This window comes from Paenarthrobacter sp. YJN-5, assembly GCF_015040095.1.
GTDB lineage: Bacteria > Actinomycetota > Actinomycetes > Actinomycetales > Micrococcaceae > Arthrobacter > Arthrobacter ureafaciens.
Genome location: NZ_CP053544.1, coordinates 643,790 through 659,477 on the forward strand (window position 1 = coordinate 643,790; position 15,688 = coordinate 659,477).

16 protein-coding genes are annotated in these 15,688 nt (G+C 64.8%); 6 read left to right on the forward strand and 10 right to left on the reverse strand.

Annotation, left to right across the window (positions count from 1 at the left end):
* Positions 1–227: 227 nt before the first annotated feature.
* Both HMI59_RS03010 and trxB read left to right on the forward strand, forming a co-directional pair.
* Entirely contained in the window at positions 228–2,399 is a 2,172-nt protein-coding gene (locus tag HMI59_RS03010; RefSeq protein WP_193592751.1) for an MMPL family transporter, read from the forward strand.
* Positions 2,400–2,462: 63 nt separating this feature from the next.
* The gene (gene trxB, locus HMI59_RS03015; protein WP_193592752.1) at positions 2,463–3,440 is read left to right on the forward strand and encodes a thioredoxin-disulfide reductase; all 978 of its coding nucleotides are present in this window, start codon (positions 2,463–2,465) and stop codon (positions 3,438–3,440) included.
* A gap of 11 nt (positions 3,441–3,451) precedes the next feature.
* Here the strand turns inward: trxB and HMI59_RS03020 are convergent, their stop codons facing one another.
* From HMI59_RS03020 to HMI59_RS03035, 4 genes are all read right to left on the reverse strand, one after another.
* Positions 3,452–3,742 (reverse strand): type II toxin-antitoxin system RelE/ParE family toxin, encoded by a 291-nt coding sequence (locus HMI59_RS03020; protein ID WP_021472908.1) that lies wholly within the window; start codon positions 3,740–3,742, stop codon positions 3,452–3,454.
* Positions 3,739–4,014, reverse strand: a complete 276-nt coding sequence (locus HMI59_RS03025) for a type II toxin-antitoxin system Phd/YefM family antitoxin (RefSeq protein ID WP_021472907.1) — start codon at positions 4,012–4,014, stop codon at positions 3,739–3,741. The genes HMI59_RS03020 and HMI59_RS03025 overlap by 4 nt, the downstream gene beginning before the upstream one ends.
* 32 nt (positions 4,015–4,046) lie before the next feature.
* Positions 4,047–4,925 (reverse strand): prephenate dehydratase, encoded by an 879-nt coding sequence (locus tag HMI59_RS03030; RefSeq protein ID WP_193593653.1) that lies wholly within the window; start codon positions 4,923–4,925, stop codon positions 4,047–4,049.
* Between the two features lie 78 nt (positions 4,926–5,003).
* Positions 5,004–5,708, reverse strand: a complete 705-nt coding sequence (locus HMI59_RS03035) for a helix-turn-helix transcriptional regulator (RefSeq protein ID WP_193592753.1) — start codon at positions 5,706–5,708, stop codon at positions 5,004–5,006.
* A gap of 66 nt (positions 5,709–5,774) precedes the next feature.
* Between HMI59_RS03035 and HMI59_RS03040 the strand changes: the two genes are divergently transcribed.
* From HMI59_RS03040 to HMI59_RS03055, 4 genes are all read left to right on the forward strand, one after another.
* Entirely contained in the window at positions 5,775–6,539 is a 765-nt protein-coding gene (locus HMI59_RS03040) for a flavin reductase family protein (RefSeq protein WP_193592754.1), read from the forward strand.
* Positions 6,536–7,177 (forward strand): LysE family translocator, encoded by a 642-nt coding sequence (locus tag HMI59_RS03045; RefSeq protein WP_193592755.1) that lies wholly within the window; start codon positions 6,536–6,538, stop codon positions 7,175–7,177. The genes HMI59_RS03040 and HMI59_RS03045 overlap by 4 nt, the downstream gene beginning before the upstream one ends.
* Positions 7,178–7,223: 46 nt before the next feature.
* Positions 7,224–8,036, forward strand: a complete 813-nt coding sequence (locus HMI59_RS03050; RefSeq protein WP_166186575.1) for a hypothetical protein — start codon at positions 7,224–7,226, stop codon at positions 8,034–8,036.
* 177 nt (positions 8,037–8,213) lie between these two features.
* Positions 8,214–9,251 (forward strand): zinc-dependent alcohol dehydrogenase family protein, encoded by a 1,038-nt coding sequence (locus HMI59_RS03055; RefSeq protein ID WP_193592756.1) that lies wholly within the window; start codon positions 8,214–8,216, stop codon positions 9,249–9,251.
* 79 nt (positions 9,252–9,330) lie between these two features.
* Here the strand turns inward: HMI59_RS03055 and HMI59_RS03060 are convergent, their stop codons facing one another.
* From HMI59_RS03060 to HMI59_RS03085, 6 genes are read right to left on the reverse strand one after another with little or no spacing between them, the layout of a single operon-like run.
* Positions 9,331–10,557 (reverse strand): pyridoxal phosphate-dependent aminotransferase, encoded by a 1,227-nt coding sequence (locus HMI59_RS03060; protein ID WP_193593654.1) that lies wholly within the window; start codon positions 10,555–10,557, stop codon positions 9,331–9,333.
* Between the two features lie 43 nt (positions 10,558–10,600).
* A complete protein-coding gene (locus HMI59_RS03065; RefSeq protein ID WP_166186572.1) occupies positions 10,601–11,536 on the reverse strand; it encodes a PASTA domain-containing protein in 936 nt (311 codons plus the stop codon).
* A gap of 45 nt (positions 11,537–11,581) precedes the next feature.
* Positions 11,582–12,058 carry a hypothetical protein gene (locus tag HMI59_RS03070; RefSeq protein WP_166186571.1) on the reverse strand — a complete coding sequence of 159 codons (477 nt, stop codon included), beginning with the start codon at positions 12,056–12,058 and terminating at the stop codon, positions 11,582–11,584.
* Positions 12,059–12,088: 30 nt separating this feature from the next.
* Positions 12,089–12,646, reverse strand: a complete 558-nt coding sequence (locus tag HMI59_RS03075) for a phage tail protein (protein ID WP_193592757.1) — start codon at positions 12,644–12,646, stop codon at positions 12,089–12,091.
* Positions 12,639–15,245 carry a baseplate J/gp47 family protein gene (locus HMI59_RS03080; protein WP_193592758.1) on the reverse strand — a complete coding sequence of 869 codons (2,607 nt, stop codon included), beginning with the start codon at positions 15,243–15,245 and terminating at the stop codon, positions 12,639–12,641. The genes HMI59_RS03075 and HMI59_RS03080 overlap by 8 nt, the downstream gene beginning before the upstream one ends.
* Entirely contained in the window at positions 15,242–15,676 is a 435-nt protein-coding gene (locus HMI59_RS03085; protein WP_166186568.1) for a GPW/gp25 family protein, read from the reverse strand. Before HMI59_RS03085 ends, HMI59_RS03080 begins: the two co-directional genes overlap by 4 nt.
* Positions 15,677–15,688 lie beyond the last annotated feature (12 nt).

Consider the following 15,688-nt stretch of genomic DNA (forward strand, 5'->3'; position numbering starts at 1 on the left):
GAGCCGGGCGGACGCTCCGTCGGCTCGTCAGCACTATGGGGGTGTTCGGCCCAAGTCTCAGCCACGCTCACCCTCCTGCTTTCATGTTTGCTGCCTTCCGGATAATACTCCCGCTCCGGACCCACGAGGTATTTCCGAATCAGAGGATTGGAATAGTTCCATGGTGGAGATACTCTATTGTCTAATAAATAGTAGACCCCGCCCACCCCTCCCTGGAAGAAGGACTCATGACATCGAAGGTGCCTTTCTGGCTTAGATGGTTAGTGCCCGTGGTGCTTGTCATCACGTGGCTCGGCATCGCGGGCATAGGTGGACCGACGTTCGGCCGGATCAGCGAAGTCTCCTCGAACGACCAAGCGTCCTTCCTGCCTGCAAGCGCTGAAGCGACCGCCGCAGCGGAGTGGCAAGCCAAGTTCCGCGACTCCGAGGAAATTCCCGGCGTCGTCATCATCGAGAACGACTCAGCCTTCACACCCGCACAGCTCGGCGAAGCAGCCAAGCTGAAGGCCGACATTGAGGCACTCAAGCTGGGCAGCGCCGTCGTGGGCCCTATCCCGTCGGAAGACGGCAAGGCTGTCCAGTTCATCGTCCCCATTGCGTCCTCGGATGAGCTGCGCGAGAAGGTCAAGGAGCTCCGCGACGTGGTCCAGCCCGGCGCGCCCGATGGCATGCAGGCTTTCGTGACCGGACCTGCCGGCCTCACGGCGGACCTCGTGAACGCCTTCCGCGGCATCGACGGCATCCTTCTCCTGGTGGCCCTCGGCGCGGTGTTCATCATCCTGCTCCTGGTGTACCGCTCAGTGGTCCTGCCGATCGCCGTGCTGCTGACCTCGGTCTTTGCGCTGTCAGCAGCCATCCTGTTGGTCTTCGGCATGGCAAAGGCCGGCTGGATCCAGCTCAACGGCCAGAGCCAAGGCATCCTCTCCATCCTGGTGATCGGCGCGGCAACCGACTACGCGCTCCTCTACGTTGCCCGGTTCCGAGAGGCGCTGACCCACACCACCAACCGAACCCAGGCAGTCCTCACCGCGTGGAAGGCGTCGTTCGAGCCGATCCTGGCCTCCGGCGCGACCGTCATCATCGCGCTGCTCTGCCTCCTCTTCTCCGACCTGAACTCGAACAAGGGCCTCGGGCCTGTGGCCGCGGCCGGGATCGTATGCGCCCTCCTGGCGGCACTGACCCTCCTCCCTGCTTTCATGGCTTTGCTGGGCCGCGCGGCCTTCTGGCCCTTCCGGCCCAAGCTACTGCCCGACGACGAACGCGAACCTGAGCTGGTCACCGGACTTGAGGGGCAAAAGGGTCTGTGGCGCCGTGTGGGTTCGCTGGTTTCCAAACGGCCGCGCATCGTATGGGTCGCCTCCGTCCTGCTCCTTGCGGTCGCTTCGATCGGCATCACGCAGTTGAAAGCCAACGGTGTTCCGCAGACCGACGTCATCCTGGCCAAGTCCGACGCCGTCGACGGCCAGGCAGCGTTGGCGAGGCACTTCGACGCCGGCAGCGGCAGCCCCGCCGTCGTGGTGGCTTCCGAGGGCAGCGCCCGGCAGGTGCTGGACGAGGTCAAGGCAACCAACGGCGTCAGCGACGCCTACCTCCTGGCCGAAGGCAACATTCCCGTGACCGGGGCTCCGGGAGCGCCGGCTGACCCGGCCGTCCGCGACGGGCGGGTACTCATCAACGCGACCCTCAGCTCCGCGGCGGACTCGCTCGAGGCGGAAGAGACCGTCAAGGAACTGCGGACTTCACTGAAGGAAGTGGATTCCGAAGCGCTGGTGGGCGGCATCACGGCTACCGCACTGGACACCAACACCACCGCCCAGCGGGACCTGGTGGTGATCATTCCGATCGTGCTGGTGGTCATCCTCTTCATCCTGATGCTCCTGCTCAGGTCCGTGGTGGCCCCCGTGCTGCTGGTGTTGTCCGTGGTTTTGTCCTACGGCGCGGCGATGGGCGTCTCCGCATGGGTCTTCAACGGGATCTTCGGATTCTCGGGTGCCGACGCCACGGTTCCGCTGTTCGGCTTCGTGTTCCTGGTGGCTCTCGGCGTGGACTACAACATCTTCCTGATGAGCCGCGTGCGCGAGGAATCGCTCAAGCACGGCACCCGTCCGGGCATCCTCCGCGGCCTCGGCGTCACCGGTGGCGTCATTACGTCGGCGGGCGTTGTCCTGGCGGCCACGTTCGCGGCCCTCGGTGTCATCCCCATCATGTTCCTGGTGCAATTGGCGTTCATTGTTGCCTTCGGCGTGCTGCTGGATACCGTCCTGGTGCGCTCGCTGCTGGTTCCCGCCCTCGCCTACGACATCGGAGACAAGGTCTGGTGGCCGAGCAAGCTAAGCCGCGGCAGCTCCCGGTCGCGCGTCCAGGCAAGCGAGCAGGACAAAGCGCCTGTGAGCGGATAACCCTTGATTGCTTGGCGGGTACTTGTTGCACTTGATGGGTACCCGCCGAGCCAAGGAGATTTTGTGAGCAAGCAACAGCTGATCATCATAGGGTCCGGCCCCGCCGGTTACACCGCGGCGATCTACGCCGCCCGCGCGGGCCTCAAGCCGTTGGTCCTGGCCGGTTCCGTAACGGCAGGCGGGGCCCTCATGAACACCACCGAAGTGGAGAATTTCCCGGGGTTCCCCGGGGGCATCCAAGGCCCGGAGTTGATGGACGGCCTCCAGGCCCAGGCGGAGAAGTTCGGTGCGGAGATAGTGTTCGACGACGTCACGTCGGTGTCGCTGCAGGGTCACCTTAAGTCGGTGGTCACCGGGGCAGGGGAGACACACGAGGCTCCGGCCGTCATCCTTGCCACCGGGTCGGCCTATAAGGAACTCGGTCTCCCGGAAGAGAAGAAACTCAGCGGACATGGCGTGTCCTGGTGTGCCACGTGCGACGGTTTCTTCTTCCGCGAGCAGGACATAATTGTGGTGGGCGGCGGCGACTCCGCCATGGAGGAAGCAACCTTCCTGACGCGGTTCGGGAAGTCCGTGACCGTGGTGGTGCGAAAAGGCGAGCTGCGTGCCTCCCGCATCATGGCCCAGCGGGCGAAAGACAATCCAAAGATCCGCTTCGCGTGGAATTCGGCAGTGACGGCCATCCATGGCGATTCCAAGGTCACGGGCGTAACCCTCACGGATACGCGGACCGGTGAAACCCGCGAGCAGGCGGCAACCGGGATCTTCGTTGCGATCGGGCACTTGCCCCGCACGGAGCTCGTGGCCGGCCAGGTTGAGCTCGACGCCGAGGGCTACATCAAGGTGGATTCGCCCACCACATGCACCAACTTGTCCGGGGTCTTTGCATGCGGCGACGCTGTGGACCACCGGTACCGCCAAGCGATCACCGCCGCGGGCACCGGCTGCGCGGCCGCGTTGGATGCTGAACGGTACCTCGCAGCGCTGGATGACGTGGACAGCATTGCCACGGCATTGGTGGAGGAACCGACGCACTCCTAGGTGCTGACGAATCAGCGAGGCTTGTAGACATCTGCGCGGTGCTGAATTCGATGGACGTACAGCACGTGGTCCTCGATGTCGAGGGTGAACAACACGCGGTAATCACCTCGGCGGGCGGTGCGCATGCCAAGAAGTTCATTGGTCAGGGGTTTGCTGAGGCGGTGTGGGTTGCCTGCCAGAGCCCCGGTTATGAACTCCACTATGGCGGAGGCGGCCTTTTCGGGAAGCCGATGAAATGTTTTCAGTGCCGGACTTGTGACCTGAATGTTCCACGGCTCGCCCTCCAAGCTCGAATTGCTCACCGGGGAGGCAGTCCGAATTCACGGCGCAGGTCATCGCCGCTTACTGTGTTGCCCTCTGCGATATCGCGGCGAGCCTGTGCAAGATCCTCACGTAGGCCCGGTTGGGACAGCCAGTGGATGGTTTCCTGAAGTGATTCCAGGTCATCCGCAGACATGAGGACGGCCGACGGGTGTCCGTGGCGAGTGATCTGAATGATTTCGTGTGTGGTGTCTGCTTCTTCGACCAAGGCCGAGAGTTTGTCCTTGGCCTCGCTGAGGGGAACCGTCTTCATGACCCAATTCTAGCCAATTATCAGGCTAATAACTAGCCTAATATTTGGCTTGCACCCGCGGTATCTGTGCTCTTCGCGCGGTACGCGTCTGCCGGGTAGACGCCGAGGACCCGGACCTCGGTGGTGAAGAACTCGAGTTCCTCCAAGGCGCGCCGCAACCTGGCGTCTTCCGGATGGCCTTCGACGTCGGAGATGAACATGGTGGCCGTGAACTCATTACCCACCATGTAGCTCTCAAGCCGTGTCATGTTGAGGCCGTTGGTCGCAAATCCACCCAGTGCTTTATACAGCGCGGACGGAACGTTGCGGACGCGGAACACGAATGTGGTGATAGCCGGGCCGGGAAGCTCCGCCTTGGTGGGCAGGGCAGTCTCCCGCGCCAGCACAACGAAGCGGGTGGTGTTGGTGGGATCGTCTTCGACTCCCGAGGCCAGCACCTCCAGTCCGTACAGCCCGGCAGCAAGCGGCGGGGCCAGGGATAACTTGCGGGGATCGTTCCAGTCCCGCACCTCGCGGGCCGAACCGGCGGTGTCACCGGCGATAACAGGCTTCAGCCCGGCTTCCCTGATGATCTTCCGGCACTGGCCCAACGCGTGGATGTGGCTGTGGACTTCCGTTGCCCCTTCGATGGTGGCGCCCGGAATTCCCAACAGGTCAAAACGGATAGGCAGGAAGTACTCGCCCACAATCTGCAGGCTGGATTGTGGAAGGAGGATATGGATGTCCGCCACCCGCCCGGCAATGGAGTTCTCGATCGGGATCATGGCCAGGTCCACGTCGCCGTTGGATACCAACTCAAAAACATCCTCGAAGCTGGCGCAGGGCACGCTCTCGTATCCGGGGTACATTTCCTTGCAAGCGAGATCGGAATTGGCTCCCGGTTCGCCTTGGTACGCAATCTTCTGGGCCATGGTGCTCATGGTTTCACGCGAGGCATAGGGCTGCGCAAAAGCGTCCACCTTGTGGCCGGTCCGTGGCGAAGACCGGGCTCACCACGCCAAGTCGAGGCCGAAGTGCTTCTGCAGCTCTTCCAGGCCGAAATCAGTCACCTTAAGCGCCCGGGTGTGCGGAATGCGGAGCACCCATCCGCTGGCAAGGGAATGATCGCAGATGGCTGCGCCCACGTTGCCGGCCAGGTGGTACTGGCGCCCTGTCCAGTCCAGGCAGGTCCGTGCGAGGGGCCTGGTGCTCTTGGTACTGATGGAAATTCCCATGTCCTCCAGATGCCGGGCACCCTCGGGTGTCAGTTGCACTCCTGAGCCGACGTTGATGATGTCCTTGGTGACCAGAGCCTTCATGAGGCCGACACCCAAATCTCCGGCGAGGTGGTCGTAGCAGGTGCGGGCCCTGCTCAGTGCCTGGTCCTGGGTGACTGCTTTGTAGGAACGAACGTTGCCCGGCAGTGGCTCAACGTGGCTGGCCATGGCTTCGATCAGTTCTGCCATCCGAGCGTCCTCGATGCGTACGTACCGGTGCCTGCCTTGCCGGACCTCAACGAGGACGCCTGCGTGGATGAGCTTGTTGAGGTGTTCGGTGGTTGACGACTTCGGAACCCCGGCATAGCCGGCCAGCTCTGTAGCGGTCCATGCCCGTCGATCCAGCAGTGCCAGGCAGAAAGTTGCACGGGTCCTGTCGGCGAAAAGAGCGGCGAATGAAGCCATTCCTTTGCCGCGCGGAAGAACGTCGGTAGCCATGGATCCATTATCTGCGAGCCACGGTTCGGTCCAGGCCGAACGGTCGCAGACCTAGGCTTCTGAACCATGGCACATCCGGAATCAGTACATAGTGAAGTGAAGCCCAAGATCCTCTACTTCGGGACACCCGTGGTCCTGATCAGCACAGAGAATGCCGATGGTTCCTTCAACCTCGCACCTGTTTCATCCGCCTGGGCGCTGGGGCACTCCATAGTCCTGGGACTAGGAGAAGACGGGCACACCCTCAGCAACCTTCGATCGCGTCCCGGGTTGACCATCAATTACCCGGAACCACACCTGTGGGAAGCGGTTGAGCGGCTCGCTTCACTGACCGGAGCCAATCCCGTTCCGAAGACGAAGCCTGCCCAAACCACCTACCGTGCGGACAAGTTCGCTGCCGCTGGGCTGAGCCAGCAAAGCTCGGTTGGTGTCCGGCCGCCCAGGGTCAAGGAATGCGGCGTTCAACTTGAGGCGAAGGTATCCGGGATCTCGCCGTCCGCAAGCGGAGGCTTTGCGATCGTCGAATGCGGCGTCGAAAAGGTGCACGTTCGCCAAACTTTGGTCATACCAGGCACGCAGCACATCGACCCCGGGCGATGGGAACCGTTGATCTACAACTTCAGGCATTACTTCGGTCTGGGGAAGGAGCACGGCTTCTCCTACCGTTCGGAAACGCCGGGCCGGAGCCTCCAGCCGGGCCGGAGCCTCCAGCCGGGCCGGAACCTCCAGCCGGGCCGGAACCTCCAGACGGACCGGAGCCTCCAGGCGGAGCTTCAGCCAGACGAGCCAGCTTCCGCTACCTGCGGGTATGCCCCACAATCAATCTTGTGACTCTCGCATCCCTCGCTGCTTTCGCCGGGCTTTGCCTGGTGCTGTCCGTAACTCCGGGCCCTGACACCTTCCTGGTGCTGCGCATCGCTTTGAACAGGCCGAGCGCCGGAATTGCTGCCGCTGCCGGCTCGGCGGGGGCGGCGATCGTCTGGGCAGCGCTGGTAGGCGTCGGTCTCGCCGCGATCCTTGAGCAGTCTGCCGAGCTGTTCCGGTGGATCAAGATCGCCGGTGGCCTCTACCTGCTCTACCTCGGCATTTCCTCCTTCATCAAGTCCCGTAAAGCCGCCAAAGCCGGCACATCGGGGGACGCCCAGGACGCACCCCTTCCGTACAGCAGGCTCTCCGCTGTGGGCGCCGGGGCGTTGTCGACGTTGCTCAACCCCAAAGTGGGCCTGTTCTACCTGGCCGTGGTCCCGCAGTTCATCCCCCACGGCGGAGACACCATGGGCACGTCCCTCATCCTGGGCGTCACGGTGGCCGTCATTGCCTTCGCCTACCTTTCCATGGTGGCGGTAGTGGCGTTCAAGGCCATGAGGTGGCTCAAACGCCCCAAGGTGAACACTGTGGTTGAACGGGCCAGCAGCGGAATCATCGCGGGATTGGGTGTGGGCGTGGTGGCGTCGGGGGCTACCAGCTAGCCCTGCATCCCCTTGTAACTGGAACGCGCGGTGCCACAATTGACCCATGACCGCAGCGTGGTCGATTCGTGGAGGATTCCGCAGTGGGCCGGATCCCGGTGCCCTGCGCCGGCCGTTCTTCATCGCCGCCGTCGTCGTATTTGCGTTGGTGGTCCTCACCGAAGTGGGCATGTCGCTGGTACTGGGCCAAACCGCCGTCGAACCTGTTTCTGCCGATGAGGCAGGGAAGCTGGGCGTCCCGCTGAATGTCTTCCTGAAAACGCAAAGGGCCGACGCCGATCCGCCCGGTACCGGTATAGGTTTCCTCGCGTTTTTGGACGGCTTGCTGCTGTTCACGGTGGTGATGCTCGGACTGAGCCTGATCATGGACCTGCGCGCCTACGGGCGGATCCAAGGCATCGTGACCCTGGTGGTGACGTTCCTGTGGGTGATCGCAGCTTTCCTCACCGCGATGCTGGCCCTCGCCAAGCTGTTCCTGATGATCGGGCTGTTTGTGGCCACACCGTTCGGAACGCTGGCCTACCTGGCGCTCTGGGGAAGCTTCCCCAAGGGGCAGGCCGCAGCCATTCTGGGCCTTCTGTTGCTCCTGAAGATCGTGTTCGCGGTCCTGCTGATCCTGAGCCAGCCAAAGTTCTTCAAGATCACGGGGCTGGTGTTGCTGCTGGCAATCTCCGTGCTGCTGCAGGTGATCCTTGGGGTGATCCACGGCTTCCTGCCGGGGCCGCTGGTCTCCATAGGGGACCAGTTTTGGGCACTTATCACCGTGGTTGTGGCCCTGGCGTGGGCCGTGGTGATGCTGATTGCCTCCATCCCGGCGATCATCAATGCTCTCCGGGTGAGTGGCTCGGTGGGGGACTAGCCCGGGGACTGGTACGACTGGTAGGCCGGGACGGGTTCGCCGGGTTCGCGGGAAGCCTGCGCTTTCGCAGGGAGGCTTGGCCCTCGCCCGCACGTTTCCCGCGAAGCCGCCACGTGGGAGGTCCCGCGAAGCCGCCGGAAGGGAGCCCGGAAGTGTGACAGCTTGTAGAGTCGACCCGTGCGAGCAGTGATTTTTGACGACGTCCGAAGCCAACCCCGCGTAAGGGAAGTTGCCGTCCCCGAAGCGCCTGACGGCGGTGTTGTGGTCAAGGTTGTGGCCACGGGAATGTGCCGCAGCGACTGGCACGCCTGGGCGGGACACGACGACATCGCCCTTCCGCACGTTCCGGGCCACGAACTCGCAGGGGTGATCGCCGCCGTCGGGAATGGCGTGACGCGCTGGAAGGCCGGCGACCGCGTCACCGTCCCGTTCGTCTGCGGTTGCGGCACCTGCGAATGGTGCCTCGCCGGGGACGCACAGGTTTGCCCGGACCAGCAGCAACCCGGGTTCACTCATTGGGGATCATTCGCCGAGTACGTGGCCCTGCACGCTGCGGACAGCAACCTGGTTGCCATTCCTGACGGCGTTGAATTTACGACGGCGGCAAGCCTCGGCTGCCGCTTCGCCACCGCATACCGGGCCCTCGCTGCCCGGGCAAAGGTGAAGAGCGGAGAATGGGTATCGGTCGTTGGCGCCGGGGGTGTTGGCCTGAGCGCTGTGATGATCGCCAAGGCGCTGGGGGCACGGGTGGTGGCGGTGGACCGGAACCCGGAGGCGCTCGCCGTGGCGGCCCGCCTGGGTGCCGACCATACCGTGCTGGCTGACGGCGCGGACATTCCCGAAGCCGTCAACCGGCTGACCGGTGGTGGCAGCCACGTGGCGATTGACGCCGTCGGAAGTGAACAGACGTGCGCCGACGCGATCCTTAGCCTTCGCCGGAGGGGTCGCCACGTGCAGATCGGCTTGTTGCCTTCCATTAACGGGCGCCCGCGCGTCCCGATGGATCGGGTGATCGGCTGGGAGCTTGACCTGCTGGGCAGCCACGGCATGGCAGCGGTGGACTATCCGGGCATGATGGCGCTCATCGAGCAGGGCGCGTTGCAGCCGCAGATGCTCATTGAACGGACCATCGGGCTGGAGGAAGCGGCGGCCCTTTTGCCGACCTTCGACACAGCGACCGTGGCCGGGATGACCATGATCGACCCGGCGCGCTAATTGTCCCACCTGGCCCAACTGGGTCGCAGCACCGCGCGTTTTGAGCCGTCAAAACGCGCACAAATGCGACCTGGTTGGGCTAGTCTGCGGGGCGGTTGCGGTACCCGGCGAGGAAGTGCGAGATCCGGCGGACGGCTTCCTCGATGTCCTCGACGGCGGGAAGGATCACGAACCGGAAGTGGCCCGGGGTGGGCCAGTTGAAGGCCGTGCCGTGGGAGACCAGGATCTTCTGTTCCTGCAGGAGCTGGAGGACGAACTTCTCGTCGGAGTCGATCGGGTAGATCTCCGGGTCCAGCCGGGGAAAGAGATACATGGCGCCGGCGGCGGGAACACAGGAGACCCCGGGAATGGCCGTCAACAGCTTCCACGCCAGATCGCGTTGTTCCCGCAAGCGGCCACCGGGACGGATCAGGGCCTCGATGCTTTGGTAACCGCCGAGGCAGGTCTGGATGGCATGCTGTGCGGGAACGTTGGAACACAAGCGCAGGGAAGCCAGCAGTTCCAAGGACTCCCGGTAGGCGGCGGTCGCGGCGAGGGGCCCGGTCACCGCTACCCAGCCGGCACGGTAGCCGGGCATCCGGTAGGCCTTGGACAGTCCGCTGAACGTCAGCACGCAAATGTCGTCCGCGATGGAAGCCGTGTGGATGTGCGGGGCGTCGACGTACCGGATCTTCTCGTAGATCTCGTCGGAGAACAACACAAGATCGTGCTTCCGGGCGAGCGCCGCGAACTGGTCCAGGATGTGCCGGGGGTAGACGGCGCCGGTGGGGTTGTTCGGGTTGATGATCACGATTCCGCGGGTGCGAGGGGTGATTTTGGCTTCGACGTCGGCCATGTTCGGCCACCACTGTTCGTCCTCGTCGCAGAGGTAGTGGACGGCTTTGCCGCCAGTGAGCGTGACGGCGGCGGTCCAGAGCGGGTAGTCAGGCGCCGGTACCAGGATCTCGTCGCCGTTCTCCATGAAGGCCTGGAGGGTCATGGAGATGAGCTCGCTGACCCCGTTGCCGATGAAGATGTCTTCCACGCCGATGTTCATCAATCCGCGCGTTTGGTAGTACTGCGAGATGGCTGTGCGGGCGGAGAAAATTCCCTTGGATTCGCTGTAGCCCTGGGCTCCGCGGATGTGGTGGATCATGTCCACCACCACGGACTCCGGCGCTTCAAGTCCGAACGGGGCGGTGTCTCCGAGGTTCATCTTGAGGATGCGGTGCCCTTCGGCTTCCATGACCTTGGCGGCCTGGAGGATAGGACCACGGAGTTCGTACCGGACGTTCCGGAGTTTGCTGGAGTGCTGCATCGGGCGCATGGTTGATCTTTTCATGTCGCAAGGCCAAGCGAGTAAAAACGCCTCAAGGTTGCAGCCTCTGGACGCAGAACTGCGGATTGGTCTTGCAGATGTTGGGCAGGGGGTCCAGGACGATGATTGACCGTGGCTCGGTCCGCACCAGGACCAGGGCGTTGACGTTGACCTTGGTACCGACGTCGGGATTCACGCCCACCACCACGCACGGCCGGAAGAGCGGCTCAAAAGCGGAACCGAAGCATTGCGAGCCCTGGGTGAAGTCCAGCTGAATTTTCGCAGCTTGGAACGCAGTCTTGGCGTCCTCGATGCGCTTGCCCAGGACGTCCGGCACTGTGGGGCGCGCGGGGATGGCGACCTCGATGTTGACGGTGCTCCCGCGGCCTGCGGTTTCGCCGCCATTCGGGGTCTGCTTGACCACGGTGCCTTCGGTCTCGGCGCTTTCCACCTGGTTGCTGCCGACCTTGAACCCGGCATCCGTGAGGATCTTCACCGCTTCGGCCTCCGGTTTGGCCTTCACGTCCGGGACGTTGGCGTCCTTGAAGATGAAGAACAGGATTGCGCCGACGATCGCCAGGAGCACCACCCCGCCGATGATCACCCACAACCACGGGAACGGTTGCGGCGGCTTGGGTGCCTCGGCCGCCGGCACCTTCAGGGTGACCACATGCGCCTGGTCGGCGTAGTCCTCGGGGGCGTCATCCGCGGAATAGGCGATCAACTTCACGGGGTAGTTCCCTGCCGTTGCACCTGTGGTGTCGAAGTTGACCACGTACTGTTCGGTGGCGCCGGCGGCTATGGTCCGGAGCGGGTTGGGAATGTCGGTGTACGTCTTCGACGGCGGATTGGTCACCTGTCCGGGGAAGGCGCCCAGGACCACGCGCTCGGCTTCGGGCGAGCCGTTGGTGACTGACGCCGTGAGTGATCCTTTGCCGTCCTTGAGAACAACATCGGGGGAGCTCAGCGTCATGGTGATAGTGGTCATGGCATAACTCCTCTGTGGACGGTTGCGGGGGTAGTCAGGGTCATTTCAGCCTCCGGGTTCCAGCAACTGGAGCGCACAAGCGCCGATCAGCCGGCAGGTGATGCCCAGCTCTCCGCCCGCGGTCCCAAAGGTCAGGTCCACGGTCTTCCCGGGCCCGGACTCCTGCTGGGCGCGGGTCCCTTGCAGGAAGAGGGTCACCGTGACGGGCTGTTGGGGAGCGAGCCTGGCCCGCTTGGTGGGTGGCCCGAAGTAGAACAGCCCGCCGCCGAAATCCTTCACCGTGAGCGCGCATCCTCCGTTGACCACCAGCTGGGCGTCCGACACCGTGCAGGAACCATCCGTGACGGTGAAGTCCGCTGCGGTAAGCCGTGCGCCGCCGCCCGCTCCCGAGATGCCTGCCTGCCAGTCCGGGGCGGCATTGTTGTTACCGCCGCCGCAGCTGACACCGAACACCAGCACCAGGACCGCGACCACCCCGCAGGCGATCACCACCAGGATCGGCGTCCGGTTCTCCTTGTTCATCGCGGGCGACCATTCATTGCGGGCAACCGTTCATCCAACGTCACCCGGTTCCGGCAGTAGTACCAGCTGGTCCGTAACGTGCGCCGGCTTCATGCCTTTGACGATCCGGCCCACCAGCTCAAGGTGCTCGGCAGCGTCCGCAGGCACCAGCACCTTGATGTGGGACTCACCAGGAACGGATTCGACGGCGAACCCGGGGACGCCCGTCGCAAGGTGCAGGAACCGGGTGAGCCCATCCACTGTGCCCCGCCGGGACGAGAGGTCCGCCGCGGCTGCGATGAGGTCCCGCTGCCTCGCGACGGGAAGGGTGCCGGGACGTGTACTGTCCGCTGTGGCAGTGCCGGGATCGGGCAGCGTCAACCAGTCCAGGTCCACCCAGTGTGAGAGGAATGGAATCAACGACGCCGGTGCGCGCCTTGGGTCCGGAACGGTGTGGATGCGGTCCAGGACTTCCCGGACGGGCCCCTGCATGTCCTCGGCCACGGCCAAGAGCGCCCGCATGGCAGGGCTCGTGTCCGCGGCTACCTGGAACACCTCCGGGAGGACCTTGAGGAGCCTGGACCCTGACGGTTTCACGGGATCATCCATGGCCGTGGACCACCTCAATCCGGTGGTCGCCGGAACAGAACAGCCACGTGTCCGGCAACGTCACCACATCCGCCACCACACGGCGTGTGCAGCTCGCCCAGGACACGGCGTTGTCCGTGCTGCGGTACACGCCCTTGGGCCCGGCTGCAAGCACCATGGCCGCTCCGCCGGGGCCAACAGCGCCGGAAACAGACCGCACGGGCTCAAAGCGGGTCCGGTCACGCAGGGGCAGGTTGCAGTTCACATCGGGGACGCTCCACTGCGCCGAGGCCTGTCCCAGCTGCAACCGGAGAACCCCGCCGCTTTGGGTGGCAGCGTAGGCGGCGTTGCCCATGACATGCACGCCCCAGCAGCTGCCGCCGGTCCACCCTGCACTGAACTGCTCCCAGGACTCCATGAACTGTTGGTCGAAGTCAGTCCTGCCCAGTTCATCAATCTTCAGCCGGAGGCAGCCCGTCCCTGTGCCCTCAGGAACCGCGCGCCCTACCCACACGTAACTTGCGCCGCCGTCGTACTGGACCGTCAGGCAGCGGATGTCCTCGCCGGCTGCCTTGACCTGTTTGAAGCTTCCGGCGGTTCCGGCGTCCGGGGAGAGCCACACGCCCGCCGACGCCTCGGCCGCCACCACCACGCCCGTCCTGCCGCGGATATCCACCAGGGCGTCTACGGCGTAGAAGCCGCGGTCCGGCTGGCTGGTGTCCACCACGTTCTGGACCGGGATGGCTCCTTCCGTAACGGGCAGTTCGTACAGTCCGCGCTCGCCGGCCAGGAGCAGCAGGGGCTCGCCCTGGCGGTCCACCCAGCACAGGTCCGCCACCACAAAGCCGAGCTCCGCGGCCTTGCGCCATGACTCGCCAAGGTCTTCGCTGATGTAGATTCGGGAGCCCGTGCCCGTGACGGTGCTGACAGCCACCATGCCGGGGTGGCGTTCGGGTCCGGCGCGGCCGGGTGCAGGGGAGCGGAAAGGTGCGATGGAACGGACGGTTTCGTCGTCCCCGTCGGCGAAGTCGGCGCACGCCTCCCAGCCGTCAGCGGCGTTCGTGGTCCGGAACAACGTCCCGTCCTGGCCTACGAACCACGTATTGTCCTGGCCCTCGGCCTGCACCAGTCCCACCGCATCGGTGTCCGGTACCTTGTCCACTTCCAGCCGGACGCGGTCAACGTACTGGACCCCGGGTTCGGCTTCCTCCATGGCCCGGTAGAGGTTGGAGACGCGCAACGGCTTGCCGAAGCCCGAACCGTAGGATGACGCATCGGAGCCCAAAGGACTGATGCTTTCTGACAAGCGGCCCACGATCCGGTTCTTCACAGCCTGGGCGTCCTCGTCGGGACGGACCACGATCCGTGCATCAACAAGCACCTGCTTATAGAGCCCCCACCGCACCACCGGTTCGGCGCCAACGGTGGATCGCCTGCGAAGATACGCTTCCACTTCGGAGCGCACCTCTTCCCGCGACTGGGTTTCGAGGTCCGCGGCGCGCACCGGACTGTGGCCGGAGCCGCGACCGGCGGGAACGAACGGCACCAGCACAATCTCCACTTCCCCCGGCCGCGCGAACGCCCACAGGTCCCTCCGCGTGAAGGCCCGCGCCCGCGCCACCCCGCCGTGGCGGCGTGCCAGGACTTCATAGTCGCGGACGGTCACCGCACGGTCACGCGCTTGGAAATCCTGCGGCGCGCGGCGAAGGGCGTTCTCCAACGACTCCCCGTCGCGGCCACCCGTGGCAGGCTCCGGATTAGTCACCTTGGCCCCCGGCACCGGCGTCCGAAGCACCGTCAACTGCCCGGCTCCGACGTTGCCCGAAGCGCCGCCACCGCTGCGGTACCAGGCCCGGACCTCTGCTCCCGGGCCGGGGACCAGCGCCGGGTCCGACCTCCCGGCCGACTCCTCGTCCCACCACGCGAACATCACGACGCCGGCACTGCGGTCGATCCGCACCGGCACCTCCCCGGGGCCCGCGTCGGCGAACGCCTCCACCTCCTGGCAATACCGGAAGGGTTTGCCGTCCACCAGCACCGCCTCGCCGCTGGCCAGCCGCGTCCCCGGTGGAACCTCGACGGCGATTGCCAGGCCTGCGCCGGAAACGATCGGCGCGTTGGGAATCACCATGCTCTGGCCCGGCCTGCCTGTTCCCGTACCGATCGGGATGGCGTCGTACATGGTGACGTCGGCTGCGGCGACCAGGACGCTCGCCTGGCCGGACGCGAGAGTGGCTGCCGCCGTCGTCGTAAATAAAGGCTGTGATGTCCCCGGCACGCCGGGCGGGCAGCTGACCTGGGTGCCGCGCGGGATCCGGATCTCCTCGTCGGCATTCGCCGCGGACGCGCGGCTGAACTCCAACACCGTCTCAGCGCAGGACGGCGGATAAAGGGCCGTGCCGAGGAGGTTCAGGTAGACGGCGTAGAGCTTGTCCGGGACCCGGTTCACCCGGTACATGAGGGTATCGGTGAGGTACGCGAAGGCCTCCACGATGGTGATCCCGGGGTCGTGCACGGAAAGGTCCGTCCACTCGGGCGCTACCTGCCTGATGCGCTCGCGGGCCCCTGCCACAAGGTCGGAAAAATCGCGGTCGTCGAGGTTGGGGACGGGGATGCTCACGCCACACCTCCGGATTCGACGGGAAGGGCTATGACAATCTGGTCCTCCATGTGCGAGGTGCGGACCCGGTACTTGAGCCGCACCTCAAGCACCTCGGGAGACTCCGGAGACCGCGAGGCATCCAGGGAAAGGACCGTGATCCTGCGCTCCCACTGCTCAACCGCCCTGGCCACATAGTGGATCGCCAGCCCGGCCGTGGTGTCGTCAGCCGGCGCGAAAGCCAAGCGGAACAGATGGCAGCCGTAGGTGGGACGGTTCACGCGTTCGCCGGGCCGGGTGCTCAAAAGGAGCAGGAGGGCCTGGCGGATGGAGGCGGCGTCGGTCACCGTGGCGAGCCGTCCCGCCGGAGTGATCCTCAAGCCTGGAGGCCCCGCCGCGGCGTCAAAGTCGGGGTGGATGAAAGCCGCTGATTTGTAGCGCGGGGTGCTCATTGTCCGCGGCTT